The 19,235-nt window shown below is 64.4% G+C and carries 18 protein-coding genes and 1 pseudogene; 5 read left to right on the forward strand and 14 right to left on the reverse strand.

Features of this window, described 5'->3' with window-relative positions; all coding sequences use genetic code 11:
* Nucleotides 1–572: 572 nt before the first annotated feature.
* The 9 genes and pseudogenes from NX1_RS20895 to NX1_RS38830 form a co-directional block, all read right to left on the reverse strand.
* Nucleotides 573–1,766 carry an acyl-CoA dehydrogenase family protein gene (locus NX1_RS20895; RefSeq protein WP_068062086.1) on the reverse strand — a complete coding sequence of 398 codons (1,194 nt, stop codon included), beginning with the start codon at nucleotides 1,764–1,766 and terminating at the stop codon, nucleotides 573–575.
* A 198-nt stretch (nucleotides 1,767–1,964) separates the two neighbouring features.
* Nucleotides 1,965–2,807: an SDR family NAD(P)-dependent oxidoreductase gene (locus tag NX1_RS20900; RefSeq protein WP_084501621.1), complete on the reverse strand. Its 843-nt coding sequence runs from the start codon at nucleotides 2,805–2,807 to the stop codon at nucleotides 1,965–1,967.
* Nucleotides 2,808–2,841: 34 nt separating this feature from the next.
* Complete coding sequence (locus NX1_RS20905; RefSeq protein WP_084501622.1) at nucleotides 2,842–4,059, reverse strand: iron-containing alcohol dehydrogenase; 1,218 nt, start codon at nucleotides 4,057–4,059, stop codon at nucleotides 2,842–2,844.
* A gap of 214 nt (nucleotides 4,060–4,273) precedes the next feature.
* On the reverse strand, nucleotides 4,274–5,041 hold the full coding sequence (locus tag NX1_RS20910) for an enoyl-CoA hydratase/isomerase family protein (RefSeq protein WP_068062092.1): 768 nt from the start codon (nucleotides 5,039–5,041) through the stop codon (nucleotides 4,274–4,276).
* A 38-nt stretch (nucleotides 5,042–5,079) separates the two neighbouring features.
* A complete protein-coding gene (locus tag NX1_RS20915) occupies nucleotides 5,080–5,883 on the reverse strand; it encodes an SDR family oxidoreductase (protein WP_068062095.1) in 804 nt (267 codons plus the stop codon).
* Nucleotides 5,884–5,924: 41 nt separating this feature from the next.
* The gene (locus NX1_RS20920; RefSeq protein WP_068062098.1) at nucleotides 5,925–6,536 is read right to left on the reverse strand and encodes an SDR family oxidoreductase; all 612 of its coding nucleotides are present in this window, start codon (nucleotides 6,534–6,536) and stop codon (nucleotides 5,925–5,927) included.
* Between the two features lie 429 nt (nucleotides 6,537–6,965).
* Nucleotides 6,966–8,102: a thiolase family protein gene (locus tag NX1_RS20925; RefSeq protein WP_068062101.1), complete on the reverse strand. Its 1,137-nt coding sequence runs from the start codon at nucleotides 8,100–8,102 to the stop codon at nucleotides 6,966–6,968.
* Nucleotides 8,103–8,139: 37 nt separating this feature from the next.
* On the reverse strand, nucleotides 8,140–8,436 hold the full coding sequence (locus tag NX1_RS20930) for an OB-fold domain-containing protein (protein ID WP_068062102.1): 297 nt from the start codon (nucleotides 8,434–8,436) through the stop codon (nucleotides 8,140–8,142).
* A gap of 257 nt (nucleotides 8,437–8,693) precedes the next feature.
* Nucleotides 8,694–8,891, reverse strand: a pseudogene (locus NX1_RS38830) (hypothetical protein); the annotation flags it as partial.
* Between the two features lie 87 nt (nucleotides 8,892–8,978).
* Here NX1_RS38830 and NX1_RS20935 point away from each other — a divergent pair.
* Complete coding sequence (locus NX1_RS20935) at nucleotides 8,979–10,076, forward strand: CaiB/BaiF CoA transferase family protein (protein ID WP_068062105.1); 1,098 nt, start codon at nucleotides 8,979–8,981, stop codon at nucleotides 10,074–10,076.
* Nucleotides 10,077–10,167: 91 nt separating this feature from the next.
* On the forward strand, nucleotides 10,168–12,003 hold the full coding sequence (locus NX1_RS20940) for an acyl-CoA dehydrogenase (RefSeq protein WP_068062108.1): 1,836 nt from the start codon (nucleotides 10,168–10,170) through the stop codon (nucleotides 12,001–12,003).
* 151 nt (nucleotides 12,004–12,154) lie between these two features.
* Here NX1_RS20940 and NX1_RS20945 read toward each other — a convergent pair whose 3' ends face one another.
* Both NX1_RS20945 and NX1_RS20950 read right to left on the reverse strand, forming a co-directional pair.
* Complete coding sequence (locus tag NX1_RS20945) at nucleotides 12,155–12,970, reverse strand: SDR family oxidoreductase (protein ID WP_068062109.1); 816 nt, start codon at nucleotides 12,968–12,970, stop codon at nucleotides 12,155–12,157.
* Between the two features lie 48 nt (nucleotides 12,971–13,018).
* Nucleotides 13,019–13,690: a TetR/AcrR family transcriptional regulator gene (locus NX1_RS20950; protein WP_373864897.1), complete on the reverse strand. Its 672-nt coding sequence runs from the start codon at nucleotides 13,688–13,690 to the stop codon at nucleotides 13,019–13,021.
* A 256-nt stretch (nucleotides 13,691–13,946) separates the two neighbouring features.
* Between NX1_RS20950 and NX1_RS20955 the strand changes: the two genes are divergently transcribed.
* From NX1_RS20955 to NX1_RS20965, 3 genes are read left to right on the forward strand one after another with little or no spacing between them, the layout of a single operon-like run.
* Nucleotides 13,947–15,077 carry a Re/Si-specific NAD(P)(+) transhydrogenase subunit alpha gene (locus NX1_RS20955; protein WP_068062113.1) on the forward strand — a complete coding sequence of 377 codons (1,131 nt, stop codon included), beginning with the start codon at nucleotides 13,947–13,949 and terminating at the stop codon, nucleotides 15,075–15,077.
* Nucleotides 15,077–15,418 (forward strand): NAD(P) transhydrogenase subunit alpha part 2, encoded by a 342-nt coding sequence (locus tag NX1_RS20960; RefSeq protein WP_068062115.1) that lies wholly within the window; start codon nucleotides 15,077–15,079, stop codon nucleotides 15,416–15,418. Before NX1_RS20955 ends, NX1_RS20960 begins: the two co-directional genes overlap by 1 nt.
* Nucleotides 15,419–15,421: 3 nt before the next feature.
* Nucleotides 15,422–16,840, forward strand: coding sequence for an NAD(P)(+) transhydrogenase (Re/Si-specific) subunit beta (locus NX1_RS20965; protein ID WP_068062117.1), 1,419 nt, complete (start codon nucleotides 15,422–15,424; stop codon nucleotides 16,838–16,840).
* A gap of 399 nt (nucleotides 16,841–17,239) precedes the next feature.
* Here the strand turns inward: NX1_RS20965 and NX1_RS20970 are convergent, their stop codons facing one another.
* The 3 genes from NX1_RS20970 to NX1_RS20980 form a co-directional block, all read right to left on the reverse strand.
* On the reverse strand, nucleotides 17,240–17,914 hold the full coding sequence (locus NX1_RS20970) for a TetR/AcrR family transcriptional regulator (protein WP_068062120.1): 675 nt from the start codon (nucleotides 17,912–17,914) through the stop codon (nucleotides 17,240–17,242).
* A 122-nt stretch (nucleotides 17,915–18,036) separates the two neighbouring features.
* Nucleotides 18,037–18,426 carry a hypothetical protein gene (locus NX1_RS20975; protein ID WP_068062122.1) on the reverse strand — a complete coding sequence of 130 codons (390 nt, stop codon included), beginning with the start codon at nucleotides 18,424–18,426 and terminating at the stop codon, nucleotides 18,037–18,039.
* Between the two features lie 355 nt (nucleotides 18,427–18,781).
* Nucleotides 18,782–19,234 (reverse strand): MaoC family dehydratase, encoded by a 453-nt coding sequence (locus tag NX1_RS20980; RefSeq protein ID WP_068062125.1) that lies wholly within the window; start codon nucleotides 19,232–19,234, stop codon nucleotides 18,782–18,784.
* Nucleotide 19,235: the final 1 nt, after the last annotated feature.

Genomic DNA, 19,235 nt, shown 5'->3' on the forward strand with positions numbered 1-19,235 from the left:
ATAGAGTCCGGAACGTGCGGCCATGGCGATCGTGCGGCTCACCGGCAGCCTGTCGTTGACACAGCCGAACCGCCCTGGAATGTCCGGGGCGGTTGTCCGTATTCGGCCGCGCATCTATCCGGTGAATGTAGAACGCCGCACTCCCTGCTTCCGCAGGCGAACCGCTTCTCCCCGCTGATCAACCACAAGCCCCGCGCTTCGACTGCCGCCTGCAACGGCCGGACCATCCGGACGAACTCCGGATCGTGGATGCCCCACCGACTGCCGACCGACCACTGCCAATTCGACGGAGCTGGTTGTGCCACAAAGTGTCGGGTTGCCTGGGTGATGGCGGAGACACCCCAAGCCAGGGTTCCGGCGACTTGCCACCAGCCGACACGCTCAGGGTCGGGCTGTTCGCCACCAGCCGAAGCGTGCGCGTCGAACAGGTCGGCGAATGAGCCGACGCCGACCACTGGATACCGCTGGCAAGGATCGACCCGGTGGGACGGGCTTGCCGTGACGTGATCTCCCAGCTGGCATCTACGACCCCGGCTGTGAGGCAAGTCGGGTGACCACGTGCGCGTTGACTCTCAGGCCGAGGTGGGCGTCGAATGGAGGGTCCCGCGAGTGTCTTCGGTCATCGAGCGGGCGATGATCGACTTCATGATCTCGTTGGTACCGCCATAGATGCGTTGCACTCGAGCATCCTCATACATCCGACCGATCAGGTATTCGCGCATGTACCCGTATCCGCCGTGGAGCTGAACACACCGATCGACTACCTCACAATGGCGATCGGTGAGCCAGTACTTGGCCATCGCCGCGGTCGTAGCGTCGAGTTCACCACGTAGACGCTGTTCAACGCAGTGGTCGAAGAAGACCCGGCCCGTGTGCGCCATGGTGTGGCATTCGGCCAGCTCGAATGCCGTGTTCTGGAACTCGAACACACTCTGCCCGAATGCTCGACGCTCGGTGGTGTACCGCACTGTTTCCTCGACCGCGCGGCGCATCGCTCCCACCGATTGCGCAGCGATGATCAACCGCTCCTGCCCGAGCTGAGCCATCATCTGCCCGAACCCGCGGCCCTCCTGACCGCCGAGCAGGTTGTCGACAGGCACACGCACATCGGTGAATGACAGCTCCGACGTGTCCGCACCGTGTTGTCCCACCTTGTCCAACACGCGACCGACCGCGAAACCAGGACAATCCCGCACATCGACGAGAATCAACGACACACCCTTGGCTCCCGCTCTGGGGTCTGTCTTGACCGCCAGCACGATCAAGTCCGCGCAGGAACCGTTCGTGATGAACGTCTTGGAACCATTGATCACATAGTGGTCACCGTCGCGCACCGCGCGTGTGGTGATGTTCTTGAGATCCGAACCCGTCCCCGGCTCGGTCATCCCCAGAGCGCCGACGACCTCACCGGCAGCCATCGCCGGCAACCAGGTACTCTTCTGATCCGTTGACCCGTACTCGTTGATGTAATGCGGAACAATCCCGCTGTGAATGCTCAGCCCCAGCGCGAAGTCACCTGAATAGCCTTGTGCTTCGAACACCGCCAGGTCATGCGCAATCGTGCCACCACCGCCGCCGAACTCCTCCGGAATCGAACACAGCAGAAGTCCGAGTTCTCCGGCCCTGCGCCACACCTCTCGCCCCACGTGCCGCTGCGCATCCCAACGCTCCGCATGCGCCACGACCTCGCGCCGAAAGAAGTCGGAAGCGAGTTCGGACACGGCCGCGATCTCGTCATCGTGCCAGGAAGGAGTGTGGGTGATCATCGATATTCTCTCTACGGTCGATCAGGCTGGGCGCCACGTGTACGGACATCGGACGCTGAGTACTCGGCGATATTGGCGCCGAGCGCGATAGCATTGTGCTGCAACTACTTTCGCAATTTCCTGGCACTGTCGGCTGCGCGAAGCAGCTGGCAGTCGCCTCGACCGCTCTCCACAGAGCCGGCCTCGTTCCCCGCGGCACTACAGGTCTGTGGGCCTTCCCACGACGGGTAGCTGCTCGATGTCGGCGATGAGATCTCGCGCCTGCTCCAGCGCGAAGTCCCGGGAGTAGGGATTGGTGGCGATGACCCGTCTGCCTGCCAGCAGGCCGTCGAAAGCCATCAAGGCCACCTCGGCGGTCTCCTGCGCGTAGGGGGCGATTGTCGTCTGTGCTTTCGGATCGGCAGCGATCATCGCCCGGACCCCGTCGGTCAGGGTCCATCCAGGAGCGAGCAACGAAACGCCGACACCGGAGGAGCTCAGATCTCGTGAAGCAGTCCTCGCCAGACCCAGCACCGCATACTTCGTGGCCGTGTAGATGCTGATCGGCTCGACGTGCGGCGGCACTCCGAGCGAGTGCTCGGACCCGGTCAGCATCAGATACGCCGGCCGGCCGGCCGCCGCCGACTTCCGCAATTGATCCGCAAAGACGTGGATCATGTTGAACGTCCCCTCGACGTTCACCCGAATCACTCGTGCGGCGTCCTCCGGCTCGACACTGTCGAGTGGCCCGAAGGCCGCTGCGCCGGCGTTGCTGCAGACGACGTCGACGTTGCCGAAGCGCTGGATCGTCTCATCGAGCACTCGGCGCACATCGGCAACCTCGGAAACGTCGGCCTGCGTCGACTCGACCTCGGCGCCCGACTCCCGCAGGGCCTCAACGGCTTCAGCCGCATCGTTGACGTCGACGATCATCAGCCGTGCCCCGCGTGCCGCGGCTTCCTGCGCCAGTGCGAACCCGATACCCGATGCCCCGCCGGTGACCACCGTTACAGCGTCGCGTAGATCTACGTTGGCCACGCTTCTCCCCATTTCATAAGTCATTTCCAAATACTCTCGTCGACCGTCTTGGACCGGACTAGCCCGACACAGTCGCCAAAGCCCGCCTGATGTCGTCTGCTGTGGTGATCGGAACGACGTTGTGCAGGGTGACGTAGGGATGCGCAAGGGTATGCGGTATCACTTCCTCGACCTGTGCCGCATCGAGCCCGATCTCCGCGAGAGTGGTCGGCATCTCGCACTCGCGCAGCAGATCGAACAAGATCTCGTCAATGGGGTCGTCAGGGCGGCCCATCGCCGCTGCCACCTGCCCGAGCCGCGGATCGCTGTGACCGCGCCACCACCGCGCCTGGGCAAGCATCATGACGCACGCGGTCTCACTGTGTCCGATGTGCGCCCACGGAGCGATCACATGAACCATGAAGTGGCTGAACCCGTGCGGCACCGACATCTGGCACACTCCGCCCAGCCAGGAAGCCTTCTGTAGCGTCGGCATCGCGGTGTCGAGGTCATCTCGCGCTAGAGCACGAATGCCCTTGTGGAACTGCTGGACCGCCTGCAATGCCAGCACGGTGACGATGTCGTTGGGTGCGGTCGTCAACACATTGTTGATCGAGTGGTCCAATCCGCGGATCGCCGTTTTGAGGGCCAGCCCCTTCGGGGTGTGGCGCACTATCGCAGGGTCGAACACGATTGCACGACCGACTCCACGTGGTATCCGCAGGGTGATCTTCTTGTCGGTCTCGTCATCGACGGGCGTTCCTGCGGGCGTCCACTCCGACAGGGAGAACGTGGTCGGGATCGTGATCTGACGCAGCTGCGGATTATCGTCGAGCACCGGCGACTGATCAACCCGTAGCGCACGGAAACAATCGCGGGTCCGGACTCCTTGCGTGACTCCGAGCTGCACGAACTTTCCAAAATCCATGACCGAACCGCCGCCGATACAGATCAGCACGTCCGCGCCGGCGTCGCGAACCTCGTCGATCGCCGCCAGCACATTGGTGATCGGCGCGTGCTCGCCGACCCGGTCACTGACGTTCACCACACTGCCGCCGAGGCCCTCGACGATATCGTTAACCACGTCGGTGGTGCGATTGAGCGTGCGCGAGGTGAACACGAAGGGCCGCTGATATCCGAACTTCTCCACCAGCCGCGGCACATCCCGAGCGGCTGTCGCGCGGAAGAGAACTTCGTCGCAACCGTTGGGAAAGAAGAAGCGTTGCGCCGCGTCTTCGCCTTCGTATGGAAAATAGAAGCGCTCAGAGCGCGCTCTGTCATTAACGGGCACAGTCATTGTTCACCTCTTGCCTGGCCCCGTCTTCGACGAGACCTCGTCATCCCGAGCAACAGCAGCGCCGCCGATCCGTCCGGCGCGGCCCAGACTCTGCCGGTCTGGCCGATGACTACCTGTTGACTTCATTTGTCTCTCGCCGCTCAACTCGGCGCATGGCGCCAAAGCATCAGCCACCTCATCGCCGGTCGGCGCATTTCACCCGCCGGTCGTGCGGCTACCTTGCCTTGTAGACGGGGGGTCGCTTCTCGGCGAATGCACGTCGCCCTTCGATTCGATCCTCGCTGTCCCGGAGCGAGCCCCATAGCAACTGCTCGTAGGAACATCCGTCGTCCAAGTCCAGCATGTCGGCAGCGTCGAGCGCCTTCTTCACGGCGCGCACGGCCAACGGCGCATTCGAGCAAATCTGTTCGGCGAGCACGATCGCCCGCTCCCGCACCGTGCCGACCGGCACCAGCTCTGACACGAGGCCCAACTGCAATGCTGTCTCGGCGTCGATCGGCTCCCCCGTGAGTGCCATACGACGAGCCACGCTCCGCGGGATCGCCCGACCGATCCGCTGGGTACCGCCCGCACCCGGCACCGAACCGATCTTCACCTCCGGCAGCGCGAATCGCGCGGATGAACTCGCAATGTGAAGATCGGCGGACAACATGAGTTCCAAGCCGGCGCCGTAGGCCAATCCGTTCACTGCACAAATCACAGGTTTGAGATACCCGGTGGGAACGGTGAACGGCTCGGCCCCACCGCCCAGAAAGGTACCGGCGAAACTACGTTCCGAGGGAGGCGTCTTGAGGTCGGCACCAGCACTGAACGCACGGGTGCCGACCGCGGTGAGTACGATTACCCACACATCATCATCTGCGGCGAGGCGCGCCCACGCGCTGCGTAACGCGTCACCGAGCGCAGGGTCGACCGCATTCAGCGACTTCGGTCGATTGATGGTCAAGACCGCCGTCTGGCCGACACGCTCCTCCAGCAGCACGTCACCAGTATTCTCGTTTGCTTCTGACACGTCTGCTCCTACCGCTTCGCAGGCATGGCGAAAATACTCTTCCCGCCACACGAATAGATCACCTGACCGGTGATGGAATGGGCACGATCATCAATCAGGAACCGGACCAGATGTGCGATGTCGTCAGCACTTCCCAGAGTCCGTGTCGGCTGCGCGAGGATCAGGTTGTCGAGAATGCTCTGCGGTCCTTTTTCGACTGCGGGCGTGCGGATGAGTCCCGGTGCCACCGCGTTGACCGTGATACCGCTTCGCGCGAGCTCGAGGGCCAACGCCCTGGTCAAGCTCACCACGCCACCCTTGGTCGCCGAGTAGTTCGCCTGGCCCCACCACCCCAGCCATGCTCGCGATGCGATATTGACGATGCGGCCCGACCGCTGCTCACGCATGACCTCCCCGGCGGCCTGACAACCATGGAAGACGCCCGACAGGTTGATACCGGTGACTCGGTCCCACGAGTCGGCCGTAATCTTCCGCAGTGCGGTGTCCTCTCCGATCCCGGCGTTGTTGACGAAGAAGTCCAGGCGGCCCCAGTTGTCGGTCGCTGCTTTGACGAGGGCTCGCACAGCATCCGGATCCCGCACGTCGGCGTGCAGAGCCACCGACTCGGTTCCGTCGTTGGCGCGCAGCGAGTCGGCCACTGCTTCCGCACGCTCCGTGCTGACGTCACTGACGATGACGTGCGCCCCGTCGGACGACAGGCGTCGTGCTATGCCCTCTCCGATGCCGCTACCCGACCCCGTCACAATGGCGACACGACCCGCCAGCCCGCCTTTTCGCGGCGCTCTACGCTCGGAGGCTTGCTCGAGCTTCATGACAATCCTTTCCTGCCGAACGTTTCTTGCACGGCGTCGACTCAGGCACTGAGAGAGCTGAGGACACTGAGTCCGCCGGACACGTGGAGTACCTGGCCGGTGATGTAGCGGGATTCCGGATGCGAGAGAAACTCGACTGCGAATGCGACGTCCTCGGCATCGACCGGTCCCGTGATCGGCGGCGGAGGAGCTGCCCATGGATCGTCGGTGGCCTCGACTGCTCCGAGTTCGTAGGGCGGGCACACGGTGTTCACCGTGAGTCCACGCTGCCCCAGTTCGAGGGCAAGGCTGCGTCCCATGGCCACGATGCCGGCGAGGTCGATCGACGCCTCGGTTCGGCCGGGCCATCCGAGATAGTCACGACCGGACAGCAGGACCACTCGTCCCTCGTCGCGCACCAGGAAGGCTTCGCAGTCGCGCACGATGCGCAATGCGTGCGCTGCGACGCTTCCCGTGTTTCCATCTGGTTCGAACCCCAGAATCAGCGCGGTGATCGCGCACTTGCCATCAGCCGTGAGCTCCGCAACCGCTCGCAGTTGCTCGCTGCGGTCGGCCGACTCGACACGGACGACCGAGTCGCCACGATTGTCGAGCTCTACCTGTACGGCGTTCAGCGCCTGATGATCGCCGATGATGAGTGAGATCGACTCCATTGGACCTCCCAATCTCGTAGTTGCCCCGAGTCGATGTACGCAGCTCGCATGCCACCGCCCGTTGATATTCATGGCCTTCGCCGGGCGGTATGAATCCGCCATATGTCTACCGTATTACATACTATGACATACCGGCAAGGACCCCGCTCTGAATCGATTCGCCTGCGACAGGAGAAGCACCACACAGTTCGAGCGCGCACACGACGTCACCGGAATGGCCACAGGAGAATGTCGATGAGTCCACCGCGCCACCGACACAGTCGATCGCCAGGATCGACTTTGCCGAGAGCAGCTGCGTGGCAATGTGTTTCACCACGACGCCAGCCATTGACCGAATCTCTCCCGCCCACGACGCATCAGGGGCGCCGTCCTGCGGCGGCAAGGTCACATAACGCTTCGCCTCCGCCCCCGCGGCAACGTTGCGAGATCTCACACCGTCAGAACGTGCACTCCGCAAGCACCGTTGTCGACGCCGGAGATGCCGCCTCCGGTCACGTGGGTGACGGCTACGGAGGCATCGGGCACCTGCCGCTTCCCCGCCCGGCCGGTGAGCTGTTCGTACGCTTCGCCGAGTTGCGCGACTCCTGTGGCGCCCACCGGATGGCCGCGGGCGATGAGGCCTCCGCTGGGGTTGACTGCAACATCTCCGCCGATGTGCGCCCTCCCATCTGCAAGGAAGCGTGCTCCTTGGCCTCGTTCACAGAAGCCGAGCGTCTCGTAGTACAGCACTTCGGCGATGCTGAACGCGTCATGCACCTCGGCCAGATCCACATCACCCGGCCCGATATCGGCCTGGGCGTACGCTTCCTTGATCGCTCGAAGCGTGACATCCGGCAGCGTCAGATCGCGCGGCCCGTCGCTGAACAATCCCGACGTGATCACCGACGCTCTCACCTTGATGCTGTCAAGATTCAGTTCACGTGCGGCGTCTTCCGTGCACACGAGTACCGCGCTGGAGCCGTCGCTGTTCGGCGAACACTGCAAGAGGGTCAACGGATCAGCGATGGGCTTCGACTCCAGCACCTCGTCGAGCGTTACCTCGCTTTGGAACCGCGCGATCGGATTGAGCGCACCATTGGCGCGGTTTTTGACCGAAACGCCAGCGATGTCCCGGGGCTTCAGACCGTTCTCCCAGAGGTATCGCGTGGCGCGCATCGCGTACGAAGCCGGCATGATGTTGCCCTGCGCGGCTTCGATGTCGGTGGGATCGAGTCTGAGCGACCCGCCCCCGAACGCGGAAAGTCGCTCGGTGGCCACGACAACGACAACGCGCGCCTGTCCCGACCGCACCATGCTGATGGCGAGATGCGCGGCCGAAGCACCCGAGGCGCACGCGTTCTCCACGTTGAACACCGGAATGCCGGTCATCGACAGACGAGTCAGGATCCGCTGCCCCAGCAGCGTTCCTCCATTGCCACTGGCCGACACGACCGCGTCAACCGCGCCGCGGTCGATGCCGGTGGAGGCGAGTAGCCCGTGAACAGCGCCGGTGCCCAGCGCGACCATGTCGTCGGACTGCTTGACAAAAGGCACGGTGTGCGCCCCGGCGATGACGGGAATCGTCATGAAACTTCCTCTCGTGAATACTCAGTCATCCGCAGGCCTAGAGCGCCGCGACGGTTTCGGTATCGCCGACGGCCGTACGCACCCGGCGAACGATCTTGATGAGCGGGAGGCCCGCATCGGATCTACCCACTTCGGCGACCACGACGGCCGACTCGGGCTGGATAGAACGGTCGTCCTCAACGTCGTACGCAGCCAGGACCCGCAGGCCTACCTCGAGATCGACGTGCGCAAGTCCGTAGGGGAGCTTGCGATCCTTCGGACCGGATCGGACCACCGTGGAGGAGTAGACGATGCCCACGCCGCTGACGGCGTCATCCTCGATGTCTGCACTCATGCAGATCGGACATACCCGTGGTCGAGGAAGTGAGAAATGTGCACAGTCACGACAGCGGCCACCAGAGACGGTAGTTGGACGATCCTCGGTTCCTGGATTGTGTTCGGTCACAGCCGAAAACCTCTCTCCATTTAGCGATGTGTGTTCGACGAGAGCGACACCGCAGTCCGCGGTTGCGACACCACCGCTCTGTCTACGGTATTACATACTACAACAGACCTAGGTATTCGCCGAACGGCAGTAGCGGCCTATCCGCATCACGGAACAGCAGTGGGCGGTGCACGCGATCGGCCATGCTGCGGCGGCTTCCTCACCCTCGACGATGACGCCGCGTTCGAAACAGGCGCGTCTGCGCGCACGGGACCGACCAGGTGCGGCGCGCTGACCGCGCGCCACCGGTTCAGAGCGGCCTCGATCAGCGTGAATGCCATCCCAATGCCGGCGGCGAGTGATCCGAAGACCTCGCCGACCGGACCAATCCTTGAATATATACTGAGTGCTCGCTACATTGATCGGATTACAAACCAGAACCGAGGTAGGTCGTGAGAAGTCCATCCACTGCCAAGCAGGGCCCGCTCGCGGGTATCCGAATTGTCGAACTGGCAGGCATCGGGCCGGGTCCGCACGCCGCACTGCTCCTCGCCGACCTCGGCGCGGACGTAGTGCGGGTACAACGCCTCGGCCAGTTCCCCGGACACACGGAACGTCCGCAGTGGCGCGGGCGGACCATCGTCGAGGCGAACCTGAAGGATCCGGCCGACATCGAGAAGGTGCTCGGGCTGATCGAGAAGGCCGACGTCCTCATCGAGGGCTTCCGCCCCGGCGTCACCGAGCGCATGGGCCTCGGCCCCGACGAGGCGCTGGCGCGCAATCCGCGGCTGGTGTACGGCCGGATGACCGGCTGGGGTCAGGACGGCCCGCTGGCCGACCGCGCGGGCCACGACATCAACTACATCTCGCTGACCGGCGTGCTCAACGCGATCGGCCGCAAGGGCGAGCGGCCGGTGCCGCCGCTGAACATGGTCGGCGACTTCGGCGGCGGCTCGATGTTCCTGGTGTTCGGCATCCTGGCCGCGCTGGTGGAACGGCAGAGCTCGGGCAAGGGTCAGGTGATCGACGCCGCGATGATCGATGGCACGCTTGCCCTTTCGCACATCTTCTGGAGTCTCAAGGGTGTCGGCCTGTGGTCCGACGAGCGCGGCACCAACCTGCTCGACACCGGTATGGCCTTCTACGACACCTACGAGACCTCCGACGGCAAGTACATGGCCGTCGGCGCCATCGAACCGCAGTTCTACGCGCAACTACTCGCGGGACTCGAATTCGATCCCGAGTACCTGCCGCCACAGAACGATCCCGACGGTCAGGAACAGCTGCGCAAGTTGTTCGCGGACAAATTCAAGACCAGGACCCGAGACGAGTGGACGGAAGTGTTCGACGGCACGGACGCCTGCTGCACTCCGGTGTTGACCTGGAGCGAAGCCGAGCAGAACGCTCACATCTCCGCGCGCGACAGCCTGATCGAGCTGGAGGGCGTCGTGCAACACGCGCCCGCGCCGCGCTTCTCACGGACCCCGGCCTACGCTCCGACACCACCGCCGCCGGCGGCCACGACCATCGACCGGATCTGGGTGGACTGAGCGCCCGCCCGGATCGGAATGGCCGACCGGCCCTGTCCCCCATGTTGCCGCGTGCCGATCCGCACGCCGCGCGCCACGGAAAGAACCACTGATGAGCCATTACAAGAGCAACGTCCGAGACATCGAATTCGATCTTTTCGAAGTTCTCCGGATAGGCGAGCTCCTCGACACCGGACACTACGGCGATCTGGACTCGGAGACCGCGCACGATATTCTCGCCGAGGTATCCCGGCTGGCCGAGGGACCGGTCGCGGAATCTTTCGTCCAGGCCGATCGCGACCCGGTGGTCTTCGACGCCACCGCGCACGAGATCCGAGTGCCCGATCCGCTGCGTAAGTCGGTGCTGGCACTCCACGAGGCGGGTTGGTGGCGGCTGGGCCTCCCGGAGGAGCTGGGCGGCGTCCCGGCTCCGATGCCCCTGGTATGGGCCGTGCGGGAGATGTTGTGCGCCGCGAATTCGTCGGCGAAATTCTTCCAGATGGGTCCGCAGATGGCGGAGGTGCTGTTCGAAGTCGGCACACCGCAGCAAAAGCACTGGGCCGCAGCGGGCTTGGAGCGCGGCTGGGCGGGCACCATGGTGCTCACCGAGCCCGACGCCGGGTCCGACGTCGGCGCGGGCCGGACCAAGGCGATCCCACAGCAGGACGGCACCTGGCATATCGAGGGCGTGAAGCGGTTCATCTCGGGGGCGGACGTGGGTGACACGGCGGAGAACGTCTTCCACCTGGTACTGGCCCGTCCGGTCGGCGCGGGACCTGGCACCAAGGGCCTGAGCCTGTTCTATGTTCCGAAGTACCACTTCGACCCGCAGACGCTGGAATTGGGTGAGCGCAACGGCGTTTTCGTCACCGGTGTCGAGCACAAGATGGGCATCAAGTCTTCACCGACCTGCGAGGTCACCTTCGGCAGCACTGACGTGCCCGCCGTCGGCTGGTTGGTCGGCGAGGTCCACAACGGCATCGCTCAGATGTTCAAGGTGATCGAAGGCGCCCGAATGATGGTGGGCAACAAGGCCGCGGGCACTCTTTCCACCGGATATCTGAATGCTCTCGAGTACGCCAAGCAACGCGTCCAGGGCTCGGACCTCATCCAGTTCACCGACAAGACCGCGCCGTGGGTGACCATCACCCGTCATCCCGAGGTGCGCCGCTCCCTCCTGACGCAGAAGGCCTATGCCGAGGGGCTCCGGTCGCTGTATCTGTTCACCGCTGCCCACCAAGGCAACGTTCCGCGTCTGGCAGAGGTCGTTTCGGGTGCGGACGCGGAGCTGGCGGCCCGGGTCAACGACTTCCTCCTGCCGATCGTGAAAGGCGTGGGCTCCGAACGCGCCTACGACACACTCAAACTGAGCCTCCAGACCCTCGGCGGCTCCGGATTTCTGCAGGACTACCCCCATGAGCAGTACATACGCGACACGATGATCGACACCCTCTACGAGGGCACCACCGCCATCCAGGCACAGGACTTCTTCTTCCGCAAGATCGTCCGAGACGGCGGGCGCGCACTCGGCCATGTCTCCGGCTTGATCACCACGTTCCTGGCCACCGGCGATCCGCAGGGGCGCCTCACTACCGAAAGGCGACTGCTGGCAACGGCGCTCGATGATGTGCGGGCGATGGTGGAAACGCTCACCGAGTACCGGAGCGCCGCCGACTCCGATCCGAAACAGATTTACAAGGTCGGCCTCGGCTCGGTGCCGCTGCTGCACGCGGCAGGGGATCTGTTGGTCGGCTGGCGACTGCTCGAACAAGCAGCGGTGGCGCTGGAGGCTCTCGCCAGCGGCGCCGAGAACGACGCCTTCTACCACGGCAAGATCATGGTCGCGTCGTTCTTCGCCAAGAACTTTCTGCCGCAACTCACTTCGACTCGCGCGATCCTCGTGTCGCTGGACACCACGGTCATGGAAATGGACGAGGCGGCCTTCTGACGGGAACGTCGGACGGCGTAGGTATGGCAGGCGGTTACTGCCCGCCATCGACCGATAGCGCCCTGTCCCACGAAAGCCCCCGCACACTCTCCGGGGGCTTTCGTCGTCGAACACCATCGGGACAGACGATCAGAACCGCTGGAGCCGCTGACTAGCCCTGAGCTTCGACCGCCACCTCGGCCCAGTCCGCCCAAGTTTTCAGCCGATCGGCGTAGATGCCGGGGATGATCTCCAGCGGCATGGAGCCGAAGAACACCCGCAGCGGAGGTTCGGCGGCGTCGACGATCCTCAGCAGAGCCCGGCCTGCCGCGACCGGGTCACCCAGAACAGCCGATTCGAATTGCTTCGCTACGGCGGCGCGGACACCGTCGTAGACCGGCATCGGTTCGGCCAGCACCGCCGAAGATCCGGCCCAATCGGTCGCGAACCCGCCCGGCTCGACCAAAGTGACCTTGATGCCGAATCCCGCGACCTCCTTGGCCAGCGATTCGGTCAAACCTTCCAGCGCCCACTTCGACGCATGGTATCCGCCGAGAGTCGGAAACGTGGTGACACCGCCGATGGTGGAGATCTGAACGATATGGCCGCTGCCCTGCTCACGCAGCAGCGGCAGCACCGCTTGCGTCACCCACAGCGCACCGAACACGTTCGTTTCGAACTGGTCACGGATATCGGTCTCGCCGAGTTCTTCGACGACACCGAACAAACCGTAGCCCGCGTTGTTCACGACGACGTCCAGACCGCCGAAGTGCGCGTGGGCGCGCTTGACTGCCTCGTTGACGGCCGCCTTGTCGGTGACGTCCAATCGGAGCGGGAGGATCGCGTCGCCATGGTCCGCGACCAGGTCGGCGAGCGATTGGGTGTCGCGCGCGGTCGCGGCGACTTTGTCTCCGCGGTCGAGCGCCGCCTCGACGAACTGGCGGCCGAGACCGCGGGACGAACCAGTGATGAACCAGATCTTGCTCATGTGCCTCCGATACTGATACTTGGATTTCCGATAGAGAGCTGAATTTCGTCATGTGGCGGCCACGCGCAGGCTCCGATCGAGCGGAACGCGAGACAGACCGCCCCAGCAGAGCGTGACCACGGCTTCCACCGCATCCGGCTTGGCGATGACTCGGCCGGTTTCGAGCCAGTACTGCGCCGCCAACCGGCTGGCGCCGACCAATCCCGCGGCGAGCACGCGAGCCCGCTGCGCATCGAGTGCGGATTCCTCCGCGACGAGTTGAGCAACAGCCTCCACACAGGCATCGGTTCCACGCCCCACTCGCCATTGCACCGATGGCTCCCACGTGGCATCCGAGTCGAAGACCAACCGGAAGCGCTGAATGTCCTGGTCGACGAAATCGAAGTACGCCTCGACCGCACCGCGGACCCGCTCCCGATTGCTCACGGGCGAGCTCAGCGCTCGCCTCACGCCCTCGACCAGGATGTCTATGGGGTCGCACAACACCGCCAAGTACAGATCGAGCTTTGTCGAGAAGTGTTCGTAGAGCATCGGTTTGCTATATCCGGCATGCTGGGCGATCTGGTCCATGGTGGCGGCGTGATAGCCGCGTGCGGCGAAGACTTCGGTTGCCGCCGCAAGGGCACGCCGCCGACGGAAGTCGCGCCCGGCGCGGGCATCGCGTCTGCCCATCCCGCCGCGGCCGACCCGTTGCCGGTAGTCGAGTGGCGCTGCCGTCATCGTCATCAATCCTCTCGATCGGCGAAGCGTGGCGCCGGTGTCCGGACTGCTCCGTCACCGCTTCGACCTGTTCGCGCTGCCGATCGCTCCGCCGAGGGATGGACATCGCCTCGAGGCGCGCCTCAGGCGCCAGGTCTTCTCAATATTATTGTAGTGTACGCTCAATACAATTACTTTCCTCGGTAGACCCGGATGCGCCGCAGTACCGGAGGGTTACCGGGACCGCGGCCGCACGACGAGTAAGGAACATCGACCAGTGGAGACAGCGCAGATCGACGACGCGGGGCGCCGTAACCGGCCCCGGGTCGGCGTCGTTCGTGAGACCGATGTCGGAGAGCGCCGGGTGGCCTTGGTGCCCAAGCTCGTGCCGAGCTTGACGCAGCAAGGTGTGGACGTGATCGTCGAGTCCGGTGCCGGTCTGGGAGCCTCGATACCGGACGCGGCGTATGTCGAAGCCGGCGCGGCGATCGGTGATCCATGGGACGCGGACGTGGTCGTGAAGGTTGCGCCACCCAATGACGCCGAGGTGCGGAGGATGTTTATCGGGCAGACGTTGATCGGCTTTCTCGCGCCGCGTAGTGCGGACAACAAGATCAAGGCGTTGTATTCGGCGGGCGTGCGGGCGTTTGCGGTGGAGGCGATTCCGCGGATCTCGCGTGCGCAGGTGATGGACGCGTTGTCCTCCCAGGCGAACGTCTCCGGATACAAGGCCGTCCTCTTGGCGGCGTCGGAGTCCACGCGGTTCTTCCCGATGCTGACCACCGCCGCGGGCACGGTGAAACCGGCGACGGTGCTGGTGCTCGGCGTGGGTGTCGCGGGCCTGCAGGCGCTGGCGACCGCCAAGCGCCTCGGCGCCCGCACCACCGGCTACGACGTGCGCCCGGAAGTCTCCGATCAGGTGCGTTCGGTGGGTGCGCAGTGGCTGGACCTGGGTATCGACGCCGCGGGTGAAGGCGGTTACGCCCGGGAACTGACCGACGAGGAGAAGTCCGAGCAGCAGCAGGCGTTGGAAGAGGCGATCAAAGGTTTCGATGTGGTGATCACCACCGCGCTCGTGCCGGGTCGCCCGGCCCCGCGGCTGGTCACCGCCGCCGCTGTCGAGGGCATGAAGCCGGGCAGCGTCATCGTCGATCTCGCCGGCGAGACCGGCGGTAACTGCGAACTCACCGAGCCGGGCAAAACCATTGTGCGCCACGATGTCACGATCGCCTCGCCGTTGAATCTGCCCGCCACGATGCCCGAGCACGCCTCGGAGCTCTACTCCAAGAACATCATGGCTCTGCTGGAGCTCATGCTGAAAGACGGCGTGCTGCGACCAGATTTCAGTGATCAGATACTGGCCGACTCCTGCGTGACCCGTAACCCGATCGACGGCGAGGTGAGCTGATGTATACCGAACTGCTGGCGAACATCGCGATCCTGGTGCTGTCCGGGTTCGTCGGTTTCGCCGTCATCTCCAAGGTCCCCAACACCCTGCACACCCCACTCATGTCGGGTACCAACGCCATTCACGGCATCGTCGTACTCGGCGCGCTGGTGACGTTGGGCCGGGTGGCCGATCCCTCGATCGGCATCCAGATCATTCTGTTCGTCGCCGTGGTCTTCGGAACCCTGAACGTGATCGGTGGTTTCGTGGTCACCGACCGGATGCTGGGCATGTTCAAGGGCAAGAAGCCGGTCGCCAGCGAAGCCAAGGGCAGCGATGACACTGTGAAGGCGGGCCGCTGAGTCATGGACAACTTGGTCAACATCCTCTACATCGTCGCGTTCTCGCTGTTCATCTACGGTCTGATGGGCCTGACGGGTCCGAAGACCGCGGTGCGCGGCAACTGGATCGCCGCGGTCGGTATGGGCATCGCGGTGGTCGCGACCCTGATCGCGGTGCGCGACACCAGCAACTGGATCATCATCGTCGCGGGCCTGGTAGTCGGTGTCGCGCTCGGTGTGCCACCGGCCCGGTTCACCAAGATGACCGCGATGCCGCAGCTGGTGGCCGCGTTCAACGGTGTCGGCGGTGGCACGGTCGCGCTCATCGCGTGGGCCGAATTCCTCGACACCACCGGGTTCTCGGACTTCCAGCACGGTGAGGAACCGACCGTGCACATCATCGTCGGCTCGCTGTTCGCCGCGATCATCGGCTCGGTGTCGTTCTGGGGTTCGCTGATCGCGTTCGGCAAGCTGCAGGAGATCCTGCCCGGCAAACCGATCGGGATCGGCAAGCTGCAGCAGCCGCTGAACCTGCTGCTGCTGGTGGTCGCGATCGCCGCGGCCGTGGTCATCGGCCTGGGCGCCGCCGACGGTGGCGCACCCTGGTGGTGGATGGTGCTGCTGCTGCTCGCGGCCGGTGTGCTCGGCCTGATGGTGGTGCTGCCCATCGGTGGCGCGGACATGCCCGTCGTCATCTCCCTGCTCAACGCGCTCACCGGTCTGTCCGCCGCGGCCGCCGGTCTGGCGTTGAACAACACCGCGATGATCGTGGCGGGCATGATCGTCGGCGCGTCCGGCACCATCCTGACCAACCTGATGGCCAAGGCCATGAACCGCTCCATCCCGGCCATCGTCGCCGGTGGATTCGGTGGCGGCGGCACCGCACCCGGCGCCGGTGGTGGCGAGCAGAAGCAGGCCAAGGCCACCTCCGCCGCGGACGCCGCGATCCAGATGGCCTACGCCAACCAGGTGATCGTGGTCCCCGGCTACGGCATGGCCGTCGCCCAGGCCCAGCACGCGGTCAAGGAAATGGCCGAGCTGCTCGAGAAGAAGGGTGTGGAGGTCAAATACGCCATCCACCCCGTCGCCGGTCGCATGCCCGGACACATGAACGTGCTGCTCGCCGAGGCCGAAGTCTCCTACGACGCGATGAAGGAAATGGACGACATCAACGGCGAGTTCGGCCGCACCGATGTCGCCCTGGTCATCGGCGCCAACGACGTCACCAACCCCGCCGCCCGCGAGGACGCCTCCAGCCCCATCTACGGCATGCCCGTCCTCAACGTCGACCAAGCCAAGTCCGTGATCGTGCTCAAGCGGTCGATGAACTCCGGCTTCGCCGGCATCGACAACCCGCTGTTCTACGCCGACACCACCTCCATGCTGTTCGGCGACGCCAAGAAATCCGTCAGCACAGTCACCGAAGAACTCAAGGCGCTATAGGAAACGCCTTTCCAAGCCCGCGCCACAACCGTCAATGGCGCGCCGTGCCGCCACCGCGAACACCTCCCTGACTCGCGGTGGCGGCACACCCCAAGAGCCCGCGCCACAGCCGTGCAATCCCCTCCGTGGCGTGCCTGCCGCCACCGCGGTTACCCCCGCGGTGGCGGCAGTTTCTGTTTCCTGTGCCGAGAGCAGGATTGCAGAAGTAAAGTTGAAGAACCGATCGACTCGCGGAGCCATCGCCGAGTCGATGACTGCTGCTGGCGGGCACGATCGTGGCCTCGGGCGTGTCGGCGCTGACCTCGCATACGAGGGCGGGGCAACCGAATTCGGCGCGAATATGCGCACACGTCGATCAACGGTCAGCGCAACTCGCCCGGTGGATACCCCGAGGTCCGATCAGCGTCGACGACTCGCTACCGCGATCTTCCGCGCCTGCCTTATCTGTTCGACGCTGAGCGCCGACGGTTGAAGAGGCAGACCGCGGCCGCGATCCGATCGAATTCCGTTCAGCAGCAAGTTCAGGTATCGCCGCCAGTGGTCCGGGTCCACTGGTTGGGTGAAGACCGCCACGCCATGCACCATCGAGATGACACCGAAGATGTCACCTATCGCTATCTCCGGACGCACCAGCTTGTCGACCCGTGCACGTTCGAGAATTTCGCCGAGCGGGCGGCTGATCATCGCCTCGTGCCGCTCGAAAACGGCTGAGCCCTCTCGCGATCCGGTCATGGCTGCCATGAAGGCTCGGTTGCTGGCGACGAGTTCGCAAGTCTGCTCCAGCATTTGAACCAAACCGCACCACGGATCACGTCGCTGGGCAGCCGATTCAGCGATCTCGCCGATCCACCCGAGGTACTGCTCGAGGATTTCGGTGATGAGATCATGCTTGTTGCCGAAATGCCGATAAGCCGTGCCCACGCCCACTCCTGCGGCCTTGGCTACCTCGTCGAGCGTCACGTGCTCGCCGTACTGCGCCAGCAGTTCGTCGGCCGCTTCGAGGATGCGTCGACGGTTGCGCGCGGCATCTGCCCGCATGGGGCGGGGACTGGACGTCCGTTTGCGGTCGGTCATCGGCTCTCTGCGGTTGGCGAATCTCGGTCGCGGCACCGTAATCGGTCGCCGCCTGCGCGGTCTCTGTGTACCACTGCGGTTTCAGCCCGAACCCATCGAGAAATCCGGCACCGGCACGCCCATCAATGCGTCGGGGTGAGCGCGGCGTGTTTGTCGAGCTCGACCTCTCCGCGGCCCCGATCGCTGGTTGGCGCGACTGCACGGGCCATCACAATGAAGGCCAGAACGAGGAAGATCATCGCCAATCCGAAGGCGATGATCGATGTGAGTATTCGGTAATCGAGACGACGCTTGCGAGATCCATCCGACCGCACCTCGTTGCTGATCAACCCCTCCGATCCTGCGACCGTGAGGGTGTTGGAGATCTGGTCGGGACCGTAGTCGCAGCCGTCGCCGTGCCAGAACGTCACCGAGTTCAGCACCGTGCCGACCGGAAATGCGTCACGGTCGGCGATCCGACCGATGTGAGCGGCTCGTGGATCGGCGTGGCGACGCAGGATCTCGAACAGCAACTCCTCTTCGGAACCTAGGTGGTGGCGGACAGCGCTTCGCCCGACTCGGGAGCGATGTCCGTTCTCGATGCCATCGGACTCGTGAACGCTCGTCTCGCGGAGTCCGATGGTTTCCGCCGCAGGGTGGCATACCCTCTTGGCTATCGATTCCGTCATGGCCGCTCGATCCCACCGGGCCGGCCACACCGAAATCGGCGCGGGAACTCGCGCGCGATTCTGTGGATCGACGCGTCGAGTTCGCCAGGACGCCGCGCGGCAACGATAGCCGTCGAACCGGCGAAGGCGTATCCGATTTCGGTGCAGTTCATGGCCCGAGGCTCCATGTCGGCTCGTGCTCCGCGGAAGGTCTATGCCGTCAATCCACCAGCAGCAGCACCCATTCGGCCACGCAGGCAGGCTTGGCGCCGCCTTCGATCTCGGCGGTCGCCGTGATCGTGACCTGGGTGCCCGCAGGCGTCGAAGCGGCGGCGGTCAGTTCGGCGCCCGCCCGCACCCGATTACCGACCTTCACCACGGAAGGGAAGCGAATCTTGTTGCAGCCGTAGTTGATTCCCATCTTCAGCCCGTCGATACGCCAGATCTGCTCGGTGAGCACCGGCAGCAGCGACAAGGTGAGGAAACCGTGCGCGATAGGCGCACCGAAGGGCCCCTTCGCGGCCGCCTCCGGATCGACGTGGATCCACTGGTGGTCACCGGTGGCGTCGGCGAACAGATCAACCTGCTTCTGGGTGACTTCGTACCAGCCGCTGTAGCCCAGATGGCTGCCGACCGCCTGCTGGAACTCGGCGATTCCGTCGAAAATCTTCATC

Origin of the sequence: Nocardia xishanensis NBRC 101358 (genome assembly GCF_001613365.1) — a bacterium.
GTDB classification, from domain to species: Bacteria; Actinomycetota; Actinomycetes; order Mycobacteriales; family Mycobacteriaceae; genus Nocardia; species Nocardia xishanensis.